Source organism: Pseudomonas sp. TH41, from assembly GCF_016650695.1.
GTDB lineage: Bacteria > Pseudomonadota > Gammaproteobacteria > Pseudomonadales > Pseudomonadaceae > Aquipseudomonas.
In genome coordinates, this window is sequence record NZ_JAEKFH010000003.1 from 2,128,142 (window position 1) to 2,149,758 (window position 21,617).

21 protein-coding genes are annotated in these 21,617 nt (G+C 59.8%); 12 read left to right on the forward strand and 9 right to left on the reverse strand.

The window, feature by feature from the left end; translation table 11 throughout:
- Nucleotides 1-86: 86 nt before the first annotated feature.
- On the reverse strand, nt 87-1,037 hold the full coding sequence (locus tag JFU37_RS12340) for a choline sulfate utilization transcriptional regulator (RefSeq protein WP_201115561.1): 951 nt from the start codon (nt 1,035-1,037) through the stop codon (nt 87-89).
- Between the two features lie 114 nt (nt 1,038-1,151).
- Between JFU37_RS12340 and betC the strand changes: the two genes are divergently transcribed.
- The 3 genes from betC to JFU37_RS12355 all read left to right on the forward strand — a co-directional run bounded on the left by betC (nt 1,152) and on the right by JFU37_RS12355 (nt 5,322).
- Nucleotides 1,152-2,666 carry a choline-sulfatase gene (gene betC, locus JFU37_RS12345; RefSeq protein WP_201115562.1) on the forward strand — a complete coding sequence of 505 codons (1,515 nt, stop codon included), beginning with the start codon at nt 1,152-1,154 and terminating at the stop codon, nt 2,664-2,666.
- A gap of 16 nt (nt 2,667-2,682) precedes the next feature.
- On the forward strand, nt 2,683-3,603 hold the full coding sequence (choX, locus tag JFU37_RS12350; protein ID WP_201115563.1) for a choline ABC transporter substrate-binding protein: 921 nt from the start codon (nt 2,683-2,685) through the stop codon (nt 3,601-3,603).
- A gap of 150 nt (nt 3,604-3,753) precedes the next feature.
- Nucleotides 3,754-5,322: a SulP family inorganic anion transporter gene (locus tag JFU37_RS12355; RefSeq protein WP_201115564.1), complete on the forward strand. Its 1,569-nt coding sequence runs from the start codon at nt 3,754-3,756 to the stop codon at nt 5,320-5,322.
- An 81-nt stretch (nt 5,323-5,403) separates the two neighbouring features.
- Here the strand turns inward: JFU37_RS12355 and aroE are convergent, their stop codons facing one another.
- Complete coding sequence (aroE, locus tag JFU37_RS12360) at nt 5,404-6,225, reverse strand: shikimate dehydrogenase (RefSeq protein WP_201115565.1); 822 nt, start codon at nt 6,223-6,225, stop codon at nt 5,404-5,406.
- A gap of 13 nt (nt 6,226-6,238) precedes the next feature.
- Nucleotides 6,239-7,153, reverse strand: coding sequence for an oxygen-dependent coproporphyrinogen oxidase (gene hemF / locus JFU37_RS12365; protein ID WP_201115566.1), 915 nt, complete (start codon nt 7,151-7,153; stop codon nt 6,239-6,241).
- 164 nt (nt 7,154-7,317) lie between these two features.
- On the opposite strand from hemF, the gene JFU37_RS12370 reads away from it, so the two are divergent.
- Nucleotides 7,318-8,295: an NADPH:quinone reductase gene (locus JFU37_RS12370; protein ID WP_201115567.1), complete on the forward strand. Its 978-nt coding sequence runs from the start codon at nt 7,318-7,320 to the stop codon at nt 8,293-8,295.
- A 130-nt stretch (nt 8,296-8,425) separates the two neighbouring features.
- On the opposite strand, the gene JFU37_RS12375 is transcribed toward JFU37_RS12370, so the two are convergent.
- From JFU37_RS12375 to JFU37_RS12385, 3 genes are all read right to left on the reverse strand, one after another.
- Nucleotides 8,426-8,983: an L-threonylcarbamoyladenylate synthase gene (locus JFU37_RS12375; protein ID WP_201115568.1), complete on the reverse strand. Its 558-nt coding sequence runs from the start codon at nt 8,981-8,983 to the stop codon at nt 8,426-8,428.
- A 54-nt stretch (nt 8,984-9,037) separates the two neighbouring features.
- Nucleotides 9,038-10,138 (reverse strand): DNA-processing protein DprA, encoded by a 1,101-nt coding sequence (gene dprA / locus JFU37_RS12380; protein WP_201115569.1) that lies wholly within the window; start codon nt 10,136-10,138, stop codon nt 9,038-9,040.
- Nucleotides 10,139-10,217: 79 nt separating this feature from the next.
- Nucleotides 10,218-11,243 carry a LysM peptidoglycan-binding domain-containing protein gene (locus JFU37_RS12385; RefSeq protein WP_201115570.1) on the reverse strand — a complete coding sequence of 342 codons (1,026 nt, stop codon included), beginning with the start codon at nt 11,241-11,243 and terminating at the stop codon, nt 10,218-10,220.
- Nucleotides 11,244-11,417: 174 nt separating this feature from the next.
- Here JFU37_RS12385 and def point away from each other — a divergent pair, with 174 nt between their 5' ends.
- The 5 genes from def to JFU37_RS12410 all read left to right on the forward strand — a co-directional run bounded on the left by def (nt 11,418) and on the right by JFU37_RS12410 (nt 16,098).
- Complete coding sequence (gene def / locus JFU37_RS12390) at nt 11,418-11,924, forward strand: peptide deformylase (protein ID WP_046056612.1); 507 nt, start codon at nt 11,418-11,420, stop codon at nt 11,922-11,924.
- Between the two features lie 71 nt (nt 11,925-11,995).
- Nucleotides 11,996-12,955: a methionyl-tRNA formyltransferase gene (gene fmt, locus JFU37_RS12395; protein ID WP_201115571.1), complete on the forward strand. Its 960-nt coding sequence runs from the start codon at nt 11,996-11,998 to the stop codon at nt 12,953-12,955.
- On the forward strand, nt 12,952-14,262 hold the full coding sequence (rsmB, locus tag JFU37_RS12400) for a 16S rRNA (cytosine(967)-C(5))-methyltransferase RsmB (protein ID WP_201115572.1): 1,311 nt from the start codon (nt 12,952-12,954) through the stop codon (nt 14,260-14,262). Before fmt ends, rsmB begins: the two co-directional genes overlap by 4 nt.
- Nucleotides 14,263-14,284: 22 nt before the next feature.
- The gene (trkA, locus tag JFU37_RS12405; protein ID WP_201115573.1) at nt 14,285-15,658 is read left to right on the forward strand and encodes a Trk system potassium transporter TrkA; all 1,374 of its coding nucleotides are present in this window, start codon (nt 14,285-14,287) and stop codon (nt 15,656-15,658) included.
- 125 nt (nt 15,659-15,783) lie between these two features.
- Nucleotides 15,784-16,098, forward strand: a complete 315-nt coding sequence (locus JFU37_RS12410) for a tetratricopeptide repeat protein (protein WP_201115574.1) — start codon at nt 15,784-15,786, stop codon at nt 16,096-16,098.
- Here the strand turns inward: JFU37_RS12410 and JFU37_RS12415 are convergent, their stop codons facing one another.
- The 3 genes from JFU37_RS12415 to tag form a co-directional block, all read right to left on the reverse strand.
- A complete protein-coding gene (locus JFU37_RS12415) occupies nt 16,099-16,338 on the reverse strand; it encodes a PilZ domain-containing protein (protein WP_201115575.1) in 240 nt (79 codons plus the stop codon).
- Between the two features lie 145 nt (nt 16,339-16,483).
- Nucleotides 16,484-17,371 carry a lysophospholipid acyltransferase gene (locus JFU37_RS12420; RefSeq protein WP_201115576.1) on the reverse strand — a complete coding sequence of 296 codons (888 nt, stop codon included), beginning with the start codon at nt 17,369-17,371 and terminating at the stop codon, nt 16,484-16,486.
- 40 nt (nt 17,372-17,411) lie between these two features.
- A complete protein-coding gene (gene tag / locus JFU37_RS12425) occupies nt 17,412-17,969 on the reverse strand; it encodes a DNA-3-methyladenine glycosylase I (protein ID WP_201115577.1) in 558 nt (185 codons plus the stop codon).
- Nucleotides 17,970-18,050: 81 nt separating this feature from the next.
- Here tag and glyQ point away from each other — a divergent pair, with 81 nt between their 5' ends.
- From glyQ to gmhB, 3 genes are read left to right on the forward strand one after another with little or no spacing between them, the layout of a single operon-like run.
- On the forward strand, nt 18,051-19,004 hold the full coding sequence (gene glyQ, locus JFU37_RS12430; RefSeq protein ID WP_003213601.1) for a glycine--tRNA ligase subunit alpha: 954 nt from the start codon (nt 18,051-18,053) through the stop codon (nt 19,002-19,004).
- Nucleotides 19,001-21,055 carry a glycine--tRNA ligase subunit beta gene (gene glyS / locus JFU37_RS12435; RefSeq protein ID WP_201115578.1) on the forward strand — a complete coding sequence of 685 codons (2,055 nt, stop codon included), beginning with the start codon at nt 19,001-19,003 and terminating at the stop codon, nt 21,053-21,055. The genes glyQ and glyS overlap by 4 nt, the downstream gene beginning before the upstream one ends.
- 4 nt (nt 21,056-21,059) lie before the next feature.
- Nucleotides 21,060-21,599 (forward strand): D-glycero-beta-D-manno-heptose 1,7-bisphosphate 7-phosphatase, encoded by a 540-nt coding sequence (gmhB, locus tag JFU37_RS12440; RefSeq protein ID WP_201116477.1) that lies wholly within the window; start codon nt 21,060-21,062, stop codon nt 21,597-21,599.
- Nucleotides 21,600-21,617: the final 18 nt, after the last annotated feature.

The window sequence follows — 21,617 nt, forward strand, 5'->3', positions numbered from 1 at the left end:
AAGATCGCAGCCTTCGGCAGCTCCTACAAGGGCGGGGGCCAGGAACACACATGTAGGAGCTGCCGAAGGCTGCGATCTTTTCGCTCTCAAACGGCAATCGACGGCAACGGCAGGCCATTCAGCGATTGCGCACTGCTGGCCTGCTCGGCCATCAACCAATCCACAAACTGTTGAATCAAAGCCCCGCGCCGTTTGCGCTGGGGCAGGACCACGTAATAGCCCAGTCGGGAAATCACCGTTTCAGCAATCGGCCGACACAACAAACCTTGCGCCAGCAAGTTATCCACAAGGTGCCGCCAACCGATTGCCACGCCTTGCCCGCCAATCGCCGCTTGAATCAACAACGTGTAATTGTCGAAGCGCAATTGCCCCGGCGCTGGTGCTGACGAGATGCCAAGCTCGCGAAACACGCCGCTCCAGTCGAACCAGTTACTGCTGTTTTCCCCGCGCAGGTGCAGCAGAGGGAATTCCAGCAATGACTGAGCCGGCAAGGGCAGGGGACGATCCTTCAATAGCAGCGGACTGCATACCGGGAACACTTCTTCGCTGAACAGCCAATGGCTTTCACCTTGCTTGAATCGGCCATCACCGAACAACACCGCCACATCGATATCGGTGCGCAACATGTTGTGACTGCGTTCGCTGGTGACCAGGCTCACATCAACCTGAGGGTTGGCGGCATGAAAGCGGTGCAAACGTGGCATCAGCCAATACGCGGCGAAGGCGAAATCGGTGGCGACCTGCAACACCTCGTGTTGCTGTTGCGCACTGATTGCGCTCAATCCTGCGTCGATATTCTGCAAACCGAGCTGAACCTGCTCATAAAGAATCGTCCCGGCCTCGGTCAATTCAATGCCGCGATAAATGCGGTCGAACAGTCGTGTAGCGAGCTGTTCTTCCAGCCGTTTGATCTGCTGACTGATCGCCGCTTGCGTGGTGCCGAGCTCCACTGCCGCAGCGGTAAAGCTGCGCTGTCGAGCCGCCGCTTCAAACGCGCGAAGCAAATCCAGAGATAAATCACCAAGGGCGTCATACATAAGCTGTGCTTATCCTAGTCATTGCCTGGCATGGGCTTTACCACAAAGTGCATGGACTCCATGCTCGATCGCAGCACTTTCGCATAAATATTCACTATGGAATGCCGCGATCACATGAAGCGCAAGAATATTCTTTTCATCATGGCCGATCAGATGGCCGCGCCAATGTTGCCGTTCTACGGCCCTTCGCCTATTAAACTGCCGAATCTCAGCCGCCTCGCCGCCGAAGGCGTGGTGTTCGATGCCGCTTACTGCAACAGCCCACTCTGCGCGCCGTCGCGTTTTACCCTGGTCAGCGGTCAGCTGCCGAGCAAGATCGGCGCCTACGATAACGCGGCCGATTTCCCCGCCGATGTACCGACCTATGCCCACTACCTGCGTCGCCTCGGTTACCGCACAGCGTTGTCGGGCAAGATGCACTTCTGCGGTCCGGACCAGTTACACGGTTACGAAGAACGCCTGACCAGTGACATTTACCCGGCCGACTATGGCTGGGCCGTGAACTGGGATGAACCGGACGTACGTCCGAGCTGGTATCACAACATGTCGTCGGTGCTGCAAGCCGGGCCGTGCGTGCGCACCAATCAGCTGGATTTCGACGAAGAAGTGGTGTTCAAGGCCCAGCAATACCTGTTCGATCACATCCGCGAGGATGGCGATCAACCTTTCTGCCTGACCGTTTCGATGACTCACCCCCACGACCCTTACACCATTCCCAAGGCTTTCTGGGACCTGTACGACGATGCCGACATCCCGCTGCCCGACACTCCGGCACAGGCTGAACTCGATCCGCACGCTCAGCGTTTGCTCAAGGTTTACGACCTGTGGGACAAGCCGCTGCCTGTGGATAAGATTCGCGATGCGCGCCGTGCATACTTCGGCGCTTGCAGCTATATCGATAGCAACGTCGGCAAACTCCTGCAAACGCTTGAGGAAACAGGGCTGATCGACGACACCATCATCGTGTTCTCCGGTGACCACGGCGACATGCTCGGTGAACGCGGGCTTTGGTACAAAATGCACTGGTTCGAAATGGCCGCGCGCGTTCCGCTGTTGATCAGTGCCCCGGGTCAGTTCGGGGCTGGCCGGGTCAGCGCAGCGGTGTCGACTGCCGATTTGCTGCCGACGTTTGTGGAGTTGGCGGGGGGATCGCTGGAGCCGGGGCTGCCGCTGGACGGTCGCTCGCTGGTTTCGCACCTGAAAGGGCAGGGCGGTCACGACGAGGTCTTCGGCGAATACATGGCCGAAGGCACGATCAGTCCGCTGATGATGATTCGCCGCGGCGCCAATAAATTCATCTATAGCGAAGACGACCCTTGCCTGCTCTTCGACCTGCAGAACGACCCGCGCGAACAAGAAGAACTCAGCAAATCGCCACAACATCAGCAGCTTTTCGATGATTTTCTCGCTGAAGCACGGGCCAAATGGGATATCCCGACGATCCACCACCAAGTGCTTGCCAGCCAAAGGCGCCGTCGATTCGTCGCCGATGCGCTGACCATCGGCAAGCTGAAGAGCTGGGATCACCAGCCGCTGGTCGACGCCAGCCAGCAGTACATGCGCAACCACATCGACCTCGACGATCTGGAGCGCAAAGCACGTTATCCACAACCCTGCCAAAACCAATAATGTTAAGGGGAAGTCCATGCAAAAGTTATCCACAGTACTGACGGTCGGGCTCCTGGCTCTGGGCAGTGCGTCGGCGTATGCCGATCAGAGCTGCGAGACGGTGAAAATGGCCGACCCTGGCTGGAGCGACATCGCCGCGACCAACGCCATCACCGGGTTTCTGCTGGACGGCATGGGCTATAAGGCCAAAGTCGACACCCTCGCGGTGCCGATCACCTTTGGCGGTCTGAAGGACGGACAGGTCGACGTGTTTCTGGGTAACTGGATGCCGGCGCAACAGGGTTTCTACGACAAGTTCGTGGCCACGGGTGACGTCACTCAACTGGCGAAGAACCTCGACGGCACCGAATTCACCCTCGCTGTTCCGGACTACGTCTGGGACGCGGGTGTGCATAACTTTTCCGACCTGAACAAATTCGCCGACAAGTTCGACAAGAAGATCTACGGCATCGGCTCCGGTGCCCCGGCGAACATTTCACTGCAAGAAATCATCAAGAAAAACGACTTCGACATGGGTCAGTGGAAACTCGTCGAATCCAGTGAGCAGGCGATGCTGGCGGAAGTGTCCCGCGCCGTGAAGAAACAGAAATTCGTGACCTTCCTCGGCTGGACGCCGCATCCAATGAACGTGCAGTTGAAAATGCACTACCTGAAGGGTGGCGAGAAGTACTTTGGCGACACCGGCAGCGTCCACACCCTGACGCGCAAGGGTTACGCCGAAGCCTGTCCAAACGTTGGCAAACTGCTCACCAACCTGAGTTTCACTCAGGAGATGGAGAACAGCATCATGGCCGAGGTGGTGAACAAGAAAGTCAGCAATGCTGATGCGGCCAAGGCGTGGATCAAGGCCAATCCGGCGGTGCTGGATAAATGGCTGGATGGCGTGAAGACTGCAGACGGGAAGGACGCGTTGCCGGCGGTTAAAGCCAAGTTGTAAGGTCCGAGGACGCCTTCGCGAGCAGGCTCGCTCCCACAGGTGCCTGTATTACCCTGTGGGAGCGAACCTGCTCGCGATGATTTTTGAGCTTGCACCGTCACATCTGACACACCACCCTGACGCGTTTGTAGTCACTCACTGAGAGGACCCATGGCCTTCCCCAGCCGCCATTCGCTCTTCCCCTTCCTTAGCTGGCTGCCCCGGCAGACCCGCGCCAGCGTCGGGCGTGACTTGATCGTCGGCCTCAGCGGCGCGATTCTCGCGCTGCCGCAATCCATTGCCTACGCCTTGATCGCCGGCCTCCCACCGGAATATGGCTTGTACGCCGCTATCATCCCGGTGTTGATCGCCTGTCTGTGGGGTTCGTCATGGCATTTGATCTGTGGTCCTACGGCAGCGATCTCCATTGTCCTGTTTGCCAGCGTCAGTCCTCTGGCCGTTCCCGCGTCACAGGACTACATCACGCTGATCCTGTTGCTGACGCTTCTCGCCGGCATTTTCCAGTGGCTGTTGGGTTTGCTGCGTTTTGGCGCCTTGGTAAATTTCGTCTCTCACTCGGTGGTGCTGGGCTTTACCCTCGGTGCGGCGGTGGTGATTGCCATTGGCCAACTGCCAAACCTGCTGGGGCTGGACTTGCCCAGCCAGGCAACGGCGCTGAACAGCTTGGTGACGCTGTTCAGTCATCTGGGTGAAGTGGATAAGCCTTCATGGGTGCTGGGCCTGGCGACAGTCGTCGTGGGCGCCATACTGAAACTGCTGTTGCGGCGTTGGCCGACGCTATTGATCACCCTGGCGTTGGGCGGATTGCTGGTCTGGCTCTGGCCATCAATGTTCGGGCAGGTGAAGTTGGTCAGTGCGTTTGTCGGGCGACTGCCACCCTTCAGCCCTTTGCCGCTGGACCTGGAACTGATACTTCGTCTGCTGCCCAGCGCGGTGGCGGTGGGTATGCTCGGTCTGGTCACCAGCCTGTCGATTGCTCGCTCGTTGTCAGCCCGTTCGCAGCAGTTGCTCGACGCGAATCAGGAAGTCCGCGCCCAGGGTTTATCGAACATGGTCGGTGCATTTTTTTCCGGCTCGCTATCAGCCGGTTCCTTCACTCGCTCGGGCCTGAGCTATGAAGCGGGTGCCTGCTCGCCTATGGCCGGCGTTTTTTCGGCGTTGTGGGTGGGACTTTTCGCCATCTTCGGTGCGAGTTTGATTGCCCATATCCCGATCCCGGCCATGGCTGGCAGCATTTTATTGATTGCATGGGGGTTGGTGGATCATCGCGGCATTCGCGCGTTGTGGCGGGTCAGCCACTCCGAGTTCCTGGTCATGGCGCTGACCTGCGTTGCAACGTTGCTGCTGGAACTGCAGACGGCCATTTATGCCGGCGTGCTGGCGTCGCTGTTCTTCTACCTCAAGCGCACTTCGCAGCCACGAGTACAGCATTCTCGCGAAGGGGATGAAGACATTCTGCGGGTGGGCGGGTCGATTTTTTTCGGCGCCAGCCATTACCTGCAAGTGCGCCTGCAACGGATGCACGGCGCGCGCGTGGTGATCGAGGCGCAGCAGATCAACTTCATCGATTATTCAGGGGTGGAAATGCTGCACCAGGAAGCACGGCGGCTGCTTAAGCAGGATCGCAGCCTGACCCTGCGGCGCGCGCGGCCGCAGGTGGTGGAGGAGTTGAGGAAGCTTGAAGGGGCGGAGAAATGCCCGATCAGGTTTGAAGACTAAAAAGATCGCAGCCTGCGGCAGCTCCTACAGAAGGAACGCCGATCCCATGTAGGAGCTGCCGCAGGCTGCGATCTTTTGACTTTAAAGGGCCAACTGCCGGCGTAGTTCGGCCAGCACCGGCGCCGTATCCGGGCGCACCCCCCGCCACAGGAAGAAGGCTTCTGCCGCTTGTTCAGCGAGCATCCCCAAGCCATCCATCGACACTGCCGCGCCATGTTCAATGGCCCAACGGCAGAACGAAGTCGGTTCCTTGCCATACATCATGTCGTAGCAAACGGTTTTACCCGGTTCGATCAAGCTGCCGGCAATCGGCGGCACATCGCCCGACAGGCTCGCCGACGTGGCGTTGATGATCAGGTCTACTGATTCCTGTAACCAGTCGAAACCGCTGGCCGACACCGGCCCCAGATCAGCGAACAATTCCGCCAGCAGTTCGGCTTTTTCTACCGTGCGGTTGGCAATGATCACCGAGGCCGGTTGCTCCGCCAGCAACGGTTCCAGCGCACCGCGCACCGCGCCGCCCGCGCCGAGCAGCAGGATGCGTTTGCCCTTGAGGCTGAAACCGGCATTGACCGTCAGGTCCCGAACCAGCCCGGCACCGTCGGTGTTATCACCCAGCAGGCTGCCATCGGCGAGTTTGCTCAAGGTGTTCACTGCGCCGGCCCGCTGCGCCCGTTCCGTCAGGCTGTCGGCCAGGCGAAAAGCGTCTTCCTTGAATGGCACCGTCACATTGGCGCCGCAACCTTCGAGGAAAAACGCCCGGGCAAAGTCGGAAAAGTCATCGAGCGGAGCCAGCGAGGTGCTGTAATCCAGTTGCTGAGCAGTCTGCTCGGCGAACAGACGATGGATCAGCGGCGACTTGCTGTGCCCAATCGGGTTACCAAATACGACGTAACGGTCCATCAGAACTCCTCGTTCAGGCCTCGGCCAACCAATCGCGATCTTGCAGGAAGTACTCGGTCAGCCGCGCCTCTTCGCTGCCCGGCTCGGCTTTCCAATCGTAGCCCCAGCGGACTTGCGGCGGCAGGGACATGAGGATCGACTCGGTACGCCCGCCCGATTGCAGGCCGAACAACGTGCCACGGTCGTAGACCAGGTTGAATTCAACGTAACGCCCACGACGGAATTCCTGGAATTCCCGCTGTTTGGCGGTGAACGGATCATTTTTTCGGCGCTGCACGATCGGCAAGTACGCGTCGATGTAAGCGTCACCGATGGCGCGCATGAAGGCGAAGCTGGTGTCGAAATCCCACTCGTTCAAATCATCGAAGAACAGACCGCCGATGCCACGCGGTTCGTGGCGATGCTTGATGTGGAAGTAGCTGTCGCACCAGGCTTTGTAGCGAGCGTAAACGTCCGGACCGAACGGCGCGCAGGCCTGCTCCGCGACGCGGTGCCAGTGCACGCAGTCATCGATGTTGCCGTAATACGGCGTCAGGTCGAAACCACCGCCGAACCACCAGACCGGCTCTTCACCTTCTTTTTCAGCAATGAAAAAGCGTACGTTGGCGTGGGAGGTCGGCACATGCGGGTTGTGCGGGTGAATCACCAGTGACACGCCGAGGGCTTCGAAGCCCCGGCCGGCCAGTTCCGGTCGATGAGCGCTGGCGGACGGTGGGAGACCGCTGCCAAAGACGTGGGAAAAGTTGACGCCGCCCTTTTCGATCACCGTGCCGTTTTCAATCACTCGCGTGCGACCACCACCACCGGCAGGCCGGGCCCAGGCGTCTTCGACGAAGTGCGTGCCACCGTCTTCAGCTTCCAGGGCAGCGCAAATTCGGTCTTGCAAGTCGAGCAGGTAGGCTTTTACGGCCTCGGTGCGGGTTGTCATGTCATCACCTTGAATCGGGCAAAGCTGCGCGGCGCTCCATCGGAACAGGGGCCGGTGCAAATGGGCGCGTAGCATAACATCGCCGGTGCACCCGTCGCAGTTGACGAAGATCAAGCTTAGGAGTCCGATAGGGGGCTTAGCAAAATGATCTAAGGAGAGTTCTGATGGCAAAGCGTATCCAGTTCCGCGCCCATGGCGGCCCTGACGTGCTCGAGTACGTCGATTACCAACCCGCCGAGCCCGGCCCGCAACAAGTCCGCGTCACCAACAAGGCCATTGGCCTGAACTTCATCGACACCTATTACCGCAGCGGCCTCTATCCGCCGCCGGCGTTGCCGTCGGGCCTGGGCTCGGAAGGCGCGGGCGTGGTCGAGGCGGTGGGCAGCGAAGTCACTCGCTTCAAGGTCGGCGACCGCGTGGCTTACGGCAGCGGCCCATTGGGCGCCTACAGTGACGTTCACGTATTGCCAGAGGCCAATCTGGTGCGCCTGCCGGACGCCATCAGCTTCGAACAGGCCGCCGGCGTGATGCTCAAAGGCCTGACCGTGCAGTACTTGCTGCGCCAGACGTATGAACTCAAGGGTGGCGAGACCATTCTGTTTCACGCCGCTGCCGGTGGTGTCGGTTCCCTGGCCTGCCAATGGGCCAAGGCGTTGGGCGTGAAGTTGATCGGCACGGTCAGCTCAGCGGAGAAAGCCGCATTGGCCAAAGCCAACGGTGCTTGGGCGACCATCGACTACAGCCACGAAAACGTCGCACAACGCGTACTGGAATTGACTGACGGCAAAAAGGTCCCGGTGGTGTACGACGGCGTTGGCAAGGACACTTGGCTGACGTCGCTTGATAGCGTGGCGCCTCGGGGTCTGGTGGTGAGTTTTGGCAATGCATCTGGCGCGGTGGATGGGGTGAACCTGGGGATTTTGTCGGCGAAGGGATCGTTGTATGTGACCCGGCCGACCCTGGCGACCTACGCCAACAACGCTAAAAACCTGCAACGGATGGCGGATGAGTTGTTTGAAATGATCATCAGCGGGAAGCTGAAGGTCGACATCAGCCACACGTATCCATTGGCTGAAGCAGCGAAAGCGCAGACCGAGTTGTCGGCGCGGAGGACCACTGGCTCGACAGTGCTTCTGCCATAAGATATTTGGTGTTTGTCAGGGCCTCTTCGCGGGCAAGCCCGCTCCCACAGGATTTCGGTCGTTCACATAATTCGTATACGACTCGGACCTGTGGGAGCGAGGCTTGCCCGCGATGAACGATAACGCGGTATTAGCCCGGGCGAATGACGTGACCGGTCGCCAGGTCGCGAATCACGCTCGGATTCTTGCGCCCACCCAAATGCCCGCCCAACACCAAATCAACCTGCCCACGGAAATACTGCTCCACACGAATCCGTGTGCGCGCCGCCGGCCGGCCCTGTGGATTAGCCGACGTTGAGACCAGCGGCCCCACCAATGCGCATAAATCCCGTATCTGTGGGTGATCGCTGACCCGCAGCGCCACGGTTTCATGCACGCCGGTAATCCACTGGGGCAACTGGTTCTGATGTGGCACCAGCCAGGTGTTGGGTCCCGGCCAGGTGCTGGCCATGCGGTCCATCCAAAGCTCGGGGAAATCTTCGAACAGGAAGTCGAACTGGCGAATGTTATCGGCGACCAGAATCAGGCCCTTTTCCACAGACCGGCCCTTGAGCAGCAGCAGACGCTCCACCGCTTCCTCGTCCCACGGATCGCAACCCAGACCCCAGACCGCTTCGGTTGGATAGGCAATCACCGCCCCTGCGCGAATGGCTCGTGCGGCTTGTTGCACACGCCAACTGTTGACCATGAAAAACTCTCCGGAATAAGGCTCTGCGCAGTTTACCGATCTTCCTTATAAAACCTAGCTTACACGCGCAAACCAGCGCCCGCTTTCACAGACCGCCCGGCCCTCCATTTCCAGCTCCGTCAGCGCCGCCAGCACTTTGGGCAAGGCCCAGCCGCTGGTATTTGCCAGCGCCTCACTGGTGTGGGGCGCGGCATGCAACAGCATGAGCAACGGATGTGTCACCGATGGTTCCTCTGTGGACATCGGCAACCGTTGCCAGCCACGCAACGCTTCGAGGATATGCTCGATGGTTTCCACCAGCACCGCACCGTCACGGATCAGCTGATGACAACCGCGCGCGCCGGGATGATGGATCGAGCCCGGGATCGCATACACCTCTCGCCCTTGCTCCGCCGCCAGCCTCGCGGTGATCAACGAACCGCTGGCGACACTGGCCTCGACCACCAACACACCGAGGGACAAACCGCTGATGATTCGATTGCGTCGGGGGAAGTTGCTGGCCGTTGGACCGGCGTCCAGCGGGAACTCCGAAAGTACCGCGCTACCCGATGCAATCATGGCATCCGCCAACCGTTGATTGCGCTGTGGATAAAACTTTTCAAGTCCCGTGCCAAGTACACCGACCGTTCGCCCGCCCACGTCCAAAGCGGCTTGATGCGCGGCGGCGTCGATGCCCAGCGCCAGACCGCTGGTGATGACAAAACCGGCGCCCGCCAGACTGCGGGAAAACGCGGCAGCGGTGTCCATTCCCGGCCGAGAAGCGCGGCGGCTGCCGACCATTGCCAGCTGTGGTTTTTCCAGAATGCCCGGATCGCCCGCCACAAATAACAGCGGCGGAGCATCACTGATCTCCGCCAGCAACGCCGGGTAGTCAGGCTGGTCCCACATCAGTAAATGCTGGCCCGGACGCTCTAGCCAAGCCAATGCGTGGCTCGCACCATCACGGACTTCAGGGGCTCGACGAGCCTCTGCGCAAGCGAAAGGCAAGCCGAGCGAACGCCAGGCACTCGCCGGAGCGTCGATGGCTTTGGACGCCGAGCCGAAGGCCTCCAGCAATTTCTTGAAACGCGCAGGACCGAGTTCCGGCAGGCGATGCAAACGTAGACGAGCTTCCAGTTCCGCAGGGGAAACCGATGCAAAAGTAGACAGCGACATGGATCATCCTTGATCGTTATGAGCCCCGTTCAAACGGGAATAAGCTGTGGATAACTCTGTTGGTAACTCGTTAAGCAGGCTAAGGATTTCGCACCTTGTCCATCACCGCCAAGGAACGCGATGCGTTGAGGACCAATCCGTAACTAAGTTTGTCGTAAGTGCGGAACACCATCAGCAGACCGGCCCGCTCATCGGGAATTTTCAGCGGCTGGCCAGTGATCCGGTCGCGCACGGTTTCACCGGTTTTCATCACCACCAGGACGTTGCCTTCGGCGAGGCCGTCGCGTTGGCCCTTGTTCAGCGTCACGACATCCAGCGCGCCAATCTGCGTAACCCCGCGCGGTACATCGATGATCACCCCATTGATCTCGGTTGTTGGCGAACTGGGCATGAACGTCGAGTTGATCGAACGCTCCTCGCCGCTGAACAAGCGGTCGCCGAGACGGACTTCCTGGGTTGTGCGTTGCAGGGCGAGGGTGGCGACGTCGCCTTCAGTGGCCACGATCTCTCCACCACCGATGTCGTCGGCATTGATTCCCAGAAACTCCTTGCTCTGCGGATCGGTGTAGACCTTGCCCTGGCGGAAGATGCCGTACACCGGCTGGTTCGGATCGAAATGGCCGCGAGCGAAAATCCGGTCACCGGTACCGCTGAGCACGCGTTCGGCATCGCCAGCAACGATATAAGGCGCCTTGTCGAAGTCCTCGACCTTGTCGACGATGCGATTGCTCAACAGAAAGCTGTTGATCGATTGCAGCGGAATGCTGGGGATGGCGTCGGCCACCGGACTGCTGCGGATGCGTGGCGAGAGCTTGATGGTCCCCCGGGAAGCGCCGCGATTGAGGGTCAGACGCGGCTGGCCGTTGACGTAGACCAGCGACAGCGAATCGCCGGGATAGATAAGATTGGGGTTTTCGATCTGTGGATTGGCCTGCCAGAGCTCGGGCCATTTCCACGGCTCACGCAGGAATTTTCCTGAGATGTCCCAGAGTGTATCCCCCGCTACCACGGTGTATTGCTGTGGAAAACCTTCCTTGAGTTGCACTTGCCCGTGCGCCAAACCAGCCGAGGCCAGAAGGAGCAAGGCGAGTAGTGATTTCCTCATGCGGTGAATCCCTTTATTATGTACGTTCGCGTAAAACGCCAGAGCCTTCGTGGCTCGCTCCCGACTCTTTTCTGAAAAGAAAGGGAGCTACGTTTTACAACGATAGCCTGCATCTTCTTCGGACCCGTCAGGCCATCGACCCGACTTTACCTCACACGTGCAGCAAATAAGCTTATGGCCATTTTAGACATCCTCGAATTCCCCGACTCGCGCCTGCGCACTATCGCCAAACCTGTGGCCGTAGTGGACGACGAAGTGCGTCAGTTGGTCGATGACATGTTTGAAACAATGTATGAAGCGCCAGGCATCGGCCTTGCCGCGACCCAGGTCAACGTGCACAAACGTATCGTCGTGATGGACCTCTCCGAAGACCGCAGCGAACCCAGGGTGTTCATCAACCCCGAGTTCGAAACCCTGACCGACGAGATGGAGCAGTATCAGGAAGGTTGCCTCTCGGTGCCGGGCTTCTACGAAAACGTCGATCGCCCACAGAAGGTCAAAATCAAGGCGCTGGACCGCGACGGCCAACCCTACGAGCTGATTGCCGAAGGCCTGCTCGCCGTGTGCATCCAGCATGAATGCGACCACCTCAACGGCAAATTGTTCGTTGATTACCTGTCTAATCTCAAGCGCGACCGAATCAAGAAGAAACTGGAAAAGCTCCATCGCCAGAACGCTTGATGCCCTCCTTTCAAAGGCTTGCTGCGGCAAGCCTTTTTCTTTTGCGACTGCTTTGTAAATGAGAGTTTTCCATGACTGAGCCACTGCGCATCGTCTTTGCCGGCACCCCGGAATTCGCCGCTGAACACCTCAAGGCCCTGCTCGACAGCCCTTACGAGATCGTCGCGGTCTACACCCAACCGGACCGTCCGGCGGGCCGTGGGCAAAAGCTGATGCCGAGCCCGGTCAAGCAGCTTGCTCTAGAGCACAATATCCCGGTGTTGCAGCCGCCGACCCTGCGCAATGAAGACGCTCAGGCTGAACTGGCCGCGCTCAAACCGGACTTGCTGGTGGTGGTCGCCTACGGCTTGATCCTGCCGCAAGTGGTGCTCGATATTCCGCGCCTGGGCTGCATCAACAGCCATGCCTCGCTGCTGCCACGCTGGCGCGGTGCGGCGCCGATCCAGCGTGCCGTCGAAGCGGGCGACCGCGAAAGCGGCGTGACCGTAATGCGCATGGAACTGGGCCTCGATACCGGCCCGATGTTGCTCAAAGTCATCACGCCGATTACCGGTGAAGACACCGGCGGCAGTCTCCATGACCGTCTGGCCGAAATGGGCCCACCGGCGGTGATTCAAGCGATTGCCGGCCTCGCGGCGGGAACGCTGGAAGGCGAAGTCCAGGACGACAGCCTCGCCACGTATGCTCATAAATTGAACAAAGACGAAGCGCGCATCGACTGGAATCGCCCGGCGGTTGAACTGGAGCGTCTGGTTCGTGCCTTCAACCCATGGCCGATTACCCACAGCACGCTGAACGGCGAAGCGCTGAAAGTACTGGCTGCCAGCCTCGCTGAAGGGAAGGGCGCGCCAGGTGAAATCCTCAGCGCCAGCAAGGACGGCTTGATCGTCGCGTGCGGCGAACAGGCCCTGTGCCTGACCCGCCTGCAATTACCCGGTGGCAAAGCGCTGAACTTCAGCGACCTGTTCAACAGCCGGCGTGAGAAATTCGCCGTCGGCACCGTCCTCGGTCAAGCGGCGGACGCCCAATGAACCCACGTCTGGCCGCCGCCAAGGCACTTGCTGCAGTTCTCAACGGAAAAGCCTCACTCAACAGTTCTCTGCCGACACAAATGGACAAGGTCGAGGACCGCGACCGCGGCTTCACCCAGGACCTGGCGTTCGGCACGGCTCGTTGGCAGCCGCGTTTGTCGGCACTGGCGGCCAAGTTGTTACAGAAGCCGTTCAAGGCGGCCGACGCGGATGTTGAAGCGTTGTTGCTGGTTGGCCTCTACCAATTGCTCTACACCCGGGTTCCGGCCCACGCCGCCATTGGCGAAACCGTCGGTTGCGCCGACAAGCTGAAAAAACCCTGGGCCAAGGCGTTGCTTAACGCCGTGCTGCGCCGTGCCCAGCGTGAAAGCGAAGCGCTACTGGCCGAGCTGGAACACGATCCGGTAGTGCGTACCGCGCATCCGCGCTGGCTGCAAAAATCCCTGAAGGCGTTCTGGCCTGAGCAGTGGGAAGCCATTTGCGCGGCGAACAACGCCCATCCGCCGATGATTTTGCGGGTCAACCGTCGTCATCACACCCGCGATGCGTATCTCGGGTTACTGACCGACGCCGGCATCGCCGCCACACCGTGTGTTTACAGTCAGGACGGCATCATCCTCGAGGCCGCTACCGACGTGCGCAGCCTGCCGGGTTTCGCCGAGGGCTGGATCAGCGTGCAGGACGAAGCGGCGCAACTGGCCGCGGACTTGCTGGACCTGGCGCCGGGCCAACGGGTGCTGGACGCTTGCTGTGCCCCGGGCGGAAAGACCTGTCACATCCTGGAAGCCGAGCCGGCACTGGCCGGCGTGGTGGCGGTGGACCTCGAAGCCAAGCGTCTGGTGCGGGTGCGGGAAAACCTCGCGCGCCTGGGCTTGAGCGCCGAACTGATCGCAGCCGACGGCCGCGACACGGCGACCTGGTGGGACGGCAAGCCGTTTCAGCGCATTCTGCTGGACGCACCGTGCTCGGCCACCGGCGTGATTCGTCGTCACCCCGACATCAAGCTGACCCGCCAACCCGATGACATCGCCGCGCTGGCGGTGCTTCAGGGCGAGCTGCTGGACGCCCTGTGGATAACTCTGGAAGTGGGCGGCATTTTGCTCTACGCCACCTGCTCCACGCTGCCGACCGAAAACACTGAGGTGATCGAAGCGTTCCTCGCTCGTACGCCAGGCGCCCGTGAACTGGACCTCGCCACGCAGGCTGGCATCAAGCAGCCTCATGGTCGCCAGTTACTGGCCCAGGAAGGCGGCCACGACGGGTTCTACTACGCCAAGCTGATCAAGATCGCGGCCACGCGCGGTTAAACGGATTCAATGGAGTGACTGGATGAAAATCATCATCCTCGGTGCGGGGCAGGTCGGCGGTTCACTGGCTGAACATTTGGCCAGCGAGGCTAACGACATTACCGTGGTCGACACTGACGGCGAACGCCTGCGCGATCTCGGTGATCGATTGGACATCCGCACCGTGCAGGGCCGAGGCTCGCTGCCGACCGTGCTGCGTCAGGCGGGCGCGGACGACGCCGACATGCTGGTGGCGGTGACCAACAGCGACGAAACCAACATGGTTGCCTGTCAGGTCGCTCACACGCTGTTTCACACCCCGACCAAAATCGCCCGGGTCCGCGAAGCCGCCTACCTCACTCGCTCCGAGCTGTTCGATAACGAAGCGATTCCCGTGGACGTACTGATCAGCCCGGAACAAGTGGTCACCAACTACATCAAGCGCCTGATCCAGCATCCGGGTGCATTGCAGGTGATTGACTTCGCCGAAGGCAAGGCGCAATTGGTGGCGGTGAAGGCCTATTACGGCGGACCGCTGGTAGGTCAGCAACTGCGGCAATTGCGCGAGCATATGCCGAACGTCGAAACCCGCGTCGCGGCGATTTTTCGTCGTGACCGACCGATTTTGCCCCAAGGTGACACGGTCATCGAGGCAGACGACGAAGTCTTTTTCATCGCGGCCAAAGCGAATATTCGTGCGGTGATGAGCGAAATGCGCCGCCTGGATGAAACCTACAAACGCATCGTCATCGCCGGTGGCGGGCAGATCGGTGAACGCCTGGCCGAGGCCATCGAAAGCCGCTACCAAGTAAAAATTATTGAGATGAACCCGGCACGCTGCCGCCACCTTTCAGACACCCTGGACAGCACCGTGGTGTTGCAGGGCAGCGCCTCGGACCGTGATCTATTGCTGGAGGAGAACATCGCCGATGCGGACCTCTTCCTGGCCCTGACCAACGACGACGAAGCCAACATCATGTCCTCGCTGCTGGCCAAACGGCTGGGCGCGAAGAAGGTGATGACAATCATCAACAACCCGGCTTACGTTGATTTGATCCAGGGTGGCGACATCGACATCGCGATCAGCCCGCAACTGGCGACCATCGGTACCTTGCTGGCCCATGTGCGTCGTGGCGATATCGTCAGTGTGCATTCATTGCGCCGGGGTGCGGCGGAAGCCATCGAGGCGATTGCCCATGGCGATGCGAAGTCGAGCAAGGTGATTGGCAAGGCCATCGAGCATATTGGTTTGCCGCCGGGCACCACGATTGGCGCGATCATTCGTGATGAAGAGGTGATCATTGCGCATGACGATACGGTGATCGCTGCGGGTGATCATGTGATTTTGTTCCTTGTGGATAAGAAGCATATCCGGGATGTGGAGAAGCTGTTTCATGTGGGGTTGAGCTTCTTCTGATCCAGATGCTGGGTGTTGCATAAATCGCCAAGATCGCAGCCTTCGGCAGCTCCTACGCCGATCTCTGTAGGAGCTGCCGAAGGCTGCGATCTTTTGATCTTCGCTGCATTAAAGGAAATCCAACCATGCTCGAATCCCTGGAAAAAATTCTCGCCAAGGGTGTGGATAACTCATTGCTGCGCTTCGGACTGGGCAAGGGTTATCTGGATCTTGGGGAAAACGCCAAGGCCGCCGAGCATTTCCAGCGCTGCGTCGAGTTCGACCCAAAGTACTCGGCCGCCTGGAAGCTGTTGGGCAAGGCCCATCTGGCGCTGGCGGACTATCCGGCGGCGCGTCAGGCGTGGGAACAGGGTGTGGAAGCCGCTCGCACCCATGGCGACAAGCAGGCGGAGAAGGAAATGACGGTGTTTCTCAAAAAGCTCGATCGTCAGGCGCTCTGATTAGAGATACCGCAAGCCAATCCCTTCGGCATCCACCTGCACCACTTCCATGCGAACCCGCGGCGCGCCTGTGGGTAAACCCTGCACCTGACCAAAGACCACTGCACCCTTTGGTAAAGATGACAGGCCCGAATGCTTGACGTAGACACCCGTGGTCGAGAGGTTACGGGTCTGGCCCAGGCACTCACCGAAGCTTTCATGGCTGATCTTGATGGGAAACGATTTGCGGTGTTCGGACATCTTCTGCGCCCTTTTATTGTAGGAGCGAGCTTGCTCGCGATGAACGTGAACGCTAACGAATGCTGCATGGGCGAAACGCGGCGCCCTCAAGACCATCGCGAGCGAGCTCGCTCCTACAAGTTATCCACAGAGCGTGCCAAGTGCATCAATACCAGCGCTCTTCGCCCGGCGGCCGCTTCTTGAAGCGCTTCATGCTCCACATGTATTGGCTCGGATACGCCCGCACGTAGCGCTCGACGACCTGGCTCATGGCGGCGCAGGAGGTCTCGGTATCGGTGCTGTACATGGCCTCTGGCGCAGCTTCTAGGATCACTTTGTAGCCCGAACCATCCGGCAGTCGCAGGGCGTGCAGAAACACCCCTACCGCCTTGCCGCCGGCCAACATGTTAGGTACAAACTTGCTGGTCAGCGCCTGAGTAGCAAAGAACGGCACAAAGATCCCGGCGGATTCGGCCGGTTCCGGGTCAGCGGGAATGCCCACTGCACCACCTTTGCGCACTTCCTTGATCACACTGAGGATGCCTTCCTTGGTGGAAGCGGCGACTCTGTTACCCAGTTGCACGCGTTGCTTGCGCAGCAATTCATCCACCGCCTTCAACTTTGGCGGACGGTAAAAAATGATCGGCTTGCACTGGCTGCAATAGAAGTGGTTCAACACTTCCCAGTTGCCCAGGTGACTGGTGATCCCGACCACGCCTTTGCCAGAAGCGAGTGCGTCCTTTAATACGTCGAGGCCTTCGACTTCGCGCACCAGATCAATAGAGCGCTGAGCCGGCCAGATCCAGGCGCAGGCGCTTTCAGTCAGGGACTTGCCGATGTCTTTGAGGCTCTGGCCAACCAGGCGCTCACGCTCAACCGGGTCCATGTCCGGGAAGCACTTGGACAGATTGATCCGCACCACGTCACGGGAACGGTTAGGGGTTTTCCACATCACCCAGCCAATGGCCGAGCCCACGGCCTGCACTGCCCGCCACGGGAGCAGGGCAAACAGCCGAAGAGCGCCTACCAGCAAGGCGCCTTTAAACTTATCCACAGGTCACTCCTGATCTTGTGCTGTGCGCGAGGCGGCTATTCTAACCGCCGTTGGCCAATGTCGCGTAGCGATCGCAATCCTGAGTGTGATCCATGACCATGCCCGAGGCCTGCATCAGCGCGTAGCAAATGGTCGGACCGACGAACGTGAAACCGGCCTTTTTCAGGCCTTTGCTCATTTCCACGGCGACGGGCGTGACCGCCGGGACTTCGGTGCGATCCTTGAAATGATTGATCACAGGCTTGCCACCGACGAACGACCAGAGAAACTCCACAGGGTCCTCCAGCGCCAGCCAGGCCTGGGCATTACGCCGGGCCGCATTGAGTTTGAGGCGGTTGCGGATAATGCCCGGATCGAGCATCAATTCATCGATTTCGGCGTCGCTCATCTGCGCCACGCGTTGTACGTCGAAGCCGAACAGCGCCTCACGATAACGCTCACGTTTTCGCAGCACAGTGATCCAGGAGAGGCCGGCCTGGAACCCTTCGAGCAAAAGCAACTCGAACAATCCCTGCGCATCGCGTAGCGGCGTGCCCCACTCCTGATCGTGATAAGCCATGTACAGCGGATCTTCGGAACACCAAAAGCAGCGTGGCATAAGGCTCCAGGGGGCGTGCGCAGCAATGAATCGGGTATACTCCCGCTCTTTAAATCGCAGCCCAAGAAACAGGTGAATTTCGTGAGCCAGCCTACGCCAGCCGTGCGTACCTTCCAAGACTTGATCCTCGCGCTCCAGCAATACTGGGCCGAGCAAGGTTGCGTGGTACTTCAGCCCTACGATATGGAAGTAGGCGCCGGGACTTTCCACACGGCCACGTTTCTGCGCGCCATTGGCCCGGAAACCTGGAACGCCGCTTATGTGCAGCCCAGTCGTCGCCCGACTGACGGCCGCTACGGCGAAAACCCGAACCGTCTGCAGCACTACTACCAGTTTCAGGTTGTCCTGAAGCCGAACCCGGATAACTTCCAGGAACTGTACCTGGGCTCCCTCAAGCACGTCGGCCTGGACCCGTTGGTCCACGACATTCGCTTCGTGGAAGACAACTGGGAGTCGCCGACACTGGGCGCCTGGGGTCTGGGCTGGGAAGTCTGGCTCAACGGCATGGAAGTGACGCAGTTCACTTACTTCCAGCAAGCGGGCGGCATCGAGTGCTACCCGGTGACCGGCGAGATCACCTACGGTCTTGAGCGTCTGGCCATGTACCTGCAAGGCGTGGACTCGGTCTACGACCTGGTCTGGGCTGACGGTCCGTTCGGCAAAGTCACTTATGGCGACGTGTTCCACCAGAACGAAGTGGAGCAGTCGACCTACAACTTCGAACACGCCAACGTCGAGAAGCTGTTCGAATTGTTCGACTTCTACGAAAGCGAAGCCAAGCGCCTGATCGAACTCGACCAGCCGCTGCCGTTGCCAAGCTACGAAATGGTGTTGAAGGCCTCCCACACCTTCAACCTGCTGGATGCGCGCCGGGCAATCTCGGTAACCGCGCGTCAGCAATACATTCTGCGAGTGCGCACCCTGGCGCGTTCCGTTGCGCAAGCCTACCTGCTGGCTCGCGCCAAGCTGGGCTTCCCGATGGCGACCCCGGACCTGCGTGATGAAGTGTTGGCTAAGCTGGAGGCTGCACAATGAGTGCTCTGGATTTTCTGGTTGAACTGGGCACTGAAGAACTGCCACCCAAAGCCCTGAACACCTTGGCTGAGGCGTTCCTGGCCGGTATCGACAAAGGCCTGCAAGCCGCTGGCCTGAACTACGAGACCAAAACCGTCTACGCCGCGCCGCGTCGTCTGGCTGTGCTGATCACCGCGCTGTCGACCCAGCAGCCCGATCGCAGCATCAACCTCGATGGCCCGCCACGTCAGGCCGCGTTCGATGCCGAAGGCAACCCGACGCAAGCGGCACTGGGCTTCGCCAAGAAGTGCGGCGTCGACCTGAGTGAAATCGACCAGAGCGGCGCGAAACTGCGCTACAGCCAAAGCATTGCCGGCAAGCCGACCGCGAGCCTGTTGCCGACCATCGTCGAAGATTCCCTGAATGACCTGCCTATCCCCAAGCGCATGCGCTGGGGTGCCCGCAAGGAAGAATTCGTTCGCCCGACCCAGTGGCTGGTGATGCTGCTCGGTGATCAGGTTATCGACTGCACGATCCTCGCCCAGAAGGCGGGGCGCGACTCCCGTGGTCACCGCTTCCATCACCCGGAAAGCGTACGCATCACCTCGCCGGCCAATTACCTGGCCGACCTGCGTGCCGCTTACGTACTGGCCGACTCCAACGAGCGTCGCGAGTTGATCAGCAAGCGCACCGAAGAGCTGGCAACGATGCAGGAAGGGACGGCGATCGTTCCTCCGGCCTTGCTTGACGAAGTGACCGCGCTGGTTGAATGGCCGGTGCCGTTGGTGTGCTCGTTCGAGGAGCGTTTCCTCGACGTGCCGCAAGAAGCCCTGATCACCACCATGCAGGACAACCAGAAGTATTTCTGCCTGCTGGATGCCGAGGGCAAGTTGCTGCCACGTTTCATTACCGTGGCCAACATCGAAAGCAAAGACCCGCAGCAAATCATCGCCGGTAACGAGAAAGTGGTTCGCCCACGCCTGACCGACGCCGAGTTCTTCTTCAAGCAAGACAAGAAGCAGAAACTCGAAGACTTCAACCTGCGTCTGCAAAACGTGGTGTTCCAGGAAAAACTCGGCAGCGTCTACGACAAGGCCGAGCGCGTTTCCAAACTCGCCGCGTTCATCGCTCAACGTATTGGTGGCAACGCAGCCTGGGCTTCCCGTGCCGGCCTGCTGTCCAAGTGCGACCTGGCGACCGAGATGGTCGGTGAGTTCCCGGAGATGCAAGGTGTCGCCGGTTACTACTACGCCCTCAACGACGGCGAGCCGGAAGAGGTGGCCCTGGCGCTGAACGAGCAGTACATGCCTCGCGGTGCCGGCGCTGAACTGCCGACCACCCTGACCGGTGCGGCCGTGGCCATCGCCGACAAACTCGACACGCTGGTCGGTATCTTCGGCATCGGCATGCTGCCGACCGGTAGCAAAGACCCGTATGCCCTTCGCCGCGCTGCGCTGGGTGTGTTGCGGATCCTGATCGACAAGAAACTCGACCTCGACCTGAACGACGCCGTGGCGTTTGCCGTGAATGCGTTCGGTGCCAAGGTCAAGGCTGCCGGCCTTAACGACTCGGTGCTGGAGTTCATCTTCGACCGTCTGCGTGCCCGTTACGAAGACGAAGGGGTCGACGTCGGGACTTACTTGTCGGTCCGCGCCCTGAAACCGGGTTCGGCGCTGGACTTCGACCAGCGCGTACAAGCGGTAGAGGCGTTCCGCAAATTGCCGGAAGCCGCTGCACTGGCCGCGGTGAACAAGCGCGTTTCGAACTTGCTGAGCAAGGTAGAAGGCTCTGTTCCTTCGGTCGTTGAAGCCAAGTACTTCGATAACGCTAACGAGTTTTCCCTGTATTCGGCGATCCAGCAAGCGGACCAGGCTGTGCAGCCAATGGCCGCCGCGCGTCAATACAGCGAATCCCTGGCGCGCCTGGCTGCCTTGCGTGAGCCGGTGGATGCGTTCTTCGAAGCGGTGATGGTCAACGCGGAAGATGCCAAGGTTCGCGCCAACCGTTATGCGCTGCTGGCGCGTCTGCGTGGGCTGTTCCTCGGCGTCGCCGACATCTCGCTGCTGGGTTGAGGGGCTGCTGTTGAAACTGCTGATTCTCGATCGGGACGGTGTGATCAATTACGACTCCGACGCTTACATCAAGTCGGTGGATGAGTGGATTCCGCTGCCGGGTTCGATCGCAGCCATCGCGCAGTTAAGCAAGGCCGGCTGGACGGTAGCGGTCGCTACCAACCAGTCGGGCATCGCTCGCGGCTATTACGACATCGCTACCCTGGACGCCATGCACGAGCGCTTGCGCTCGTTGGTGGTAGAGCAGGGTGGTGAGGTCGGGCTGATCGTCTATTGCCCGCACGGGCCAGACGAAGGCTGCGATTGCCGCAAGCCGAAACCCGGGATGTTGAAAACCATCGCCGCGTATTACAACGTATCGCTGACTAATCTATGGTTCGTCGGCGACAGTCTCGGTGACCTGGAAGCCGCCAAAGCCGTCGATTCTCAGCCAGTTTTGGTAAAGACCGGGAAAGGCGAAAAGACTCTGGGCAAGACCCTACCGGCAGGCACCTTGATTTTTGACGATCTGGCGGCGATTGCCGCAGAACTTATCCACAATTAGAGTGCTTCTGAAGATTCC

Bases quoted from the DNA above. Each gene is read 5' to 3' on its own strand.
- JFU37_RS12370 (WP_201115567.1), top strand. From the start codon at position 7,318: ATGGCAAAGCGTATCCAGTTCCGCGCCCATGGCGGCCCTGACGTGCTC.
- dprA (WP_201115569.1), bottom strand. From the start codon at position 10,138: ATGTCGCTGTCTACTTTTGCATCGGTTTCCCCTGCGGAACTGGAAGCT.
- betC (WP_201115562.1), top strand. From the start codon at position 1,152: ATGAAGCGCAAGAATATTCTTTTCATCATGGCCGATCAGATGGCCGCG.
- trkA (WP_201115573.1), top strand. From the start codon at position 14,285: ATGAAAATCATCATCCTCGGTGCGGGGCAGGTCGGCGGTTCACTGGCT.
- tag (WP_201115577.1), bottom strand. From the start codon at position 17,969: ATGCCACGCTGCTTTTGGTGTTCCGAAGATCCGCTGTACATGGCTTAT.
- def (WP_046056612.1), top strand. From the start codon at position 11,418: ATGGCCATTTTAGACATCCTCGAATTCCCCGACTCGCGCCTGCGCACT.
- JFU37_RS12415 (WP_201115575.1), bottom strand. From the start codon at position 16,338: ATGTCCGAACACCGCAAATCGTTTCCCATCAAGATCAGCCATGAAAGC.
- JFU37_RS12340 (WP_201115561.1), bottom strand. From the start codon at position 1,037: ATGTATGACGCCCTTGGTGATTTATCTCTGGATTTGCTTCGCGCGTTT.
- hemF (WP_201115566.1), bottom strand. From the start codon at position 7,153: ATGACAACCCGCACCGAGGCCGTAAAAGCCTACCTGCTCGACTTGCAA.
- JFU37_RS12355 (WP_201115564.1), top strand. From the start codon at position 3,754: ATGGCCTTCCCCAGCCGCCATTCGCTCTTCCCCTTCCTTAGCTGGCTG.
- fmt (WP_201115571.1), top strand. From the start codon at position 11,996: ATGACTGAGCCACTGCGCATCGTCTTTGCCGGCACCCCGGAATTCGCC.
- JFU37_RS12410 (WP_201115574.1), top strand. From the start codon at position 15,784: ATGCTCGAATCCCTGGAAAAAATTCTCGCCAAGGGTGTGGATAACTCA.
- glyS (WP_201115578.1), top strand. From the start codon at position 19,001: ATGAGTGCTCTGGATTTTCTGGTTGAACTGGGCACTGAAGAACTGCCA.
- choX (WP_201115563.1), top strand. From the start codon at position 2,683: ATGCAAAAGTTATCCACAGTACTGACGGTCGGGCTCCTGGCTCTGGGC.
- JFU37_RS12375 (WP_201115568.1), bottom strand. From the start codon at position 8,983: ATGGTCAACAGTTGGCGTGTGCAACAAGCCGCACGAGCCATTCGCGCA.
- rsmB (WP_201115572.1), top strand. From the start codon at position 12,952: ATGAACCCACGTCTGGCCGCCGCCAAGGCACTTGCTGCAGTTCTCAAC.
- JFU37_RS12385 (WP_201115570.1), bottom strand. From the start codon at position 11,243: ATGAGGAAATCACTACTCGCCTTGCTCCTTCTGGCCTCGGCTGGTTTG.
- aroE (WP_201115565.1), bottom strand. From the start codon at position 6,225: ATGGACCGTTACGTCGTATTTGGTAACCCGATTGGGCACAGCAAGTCG.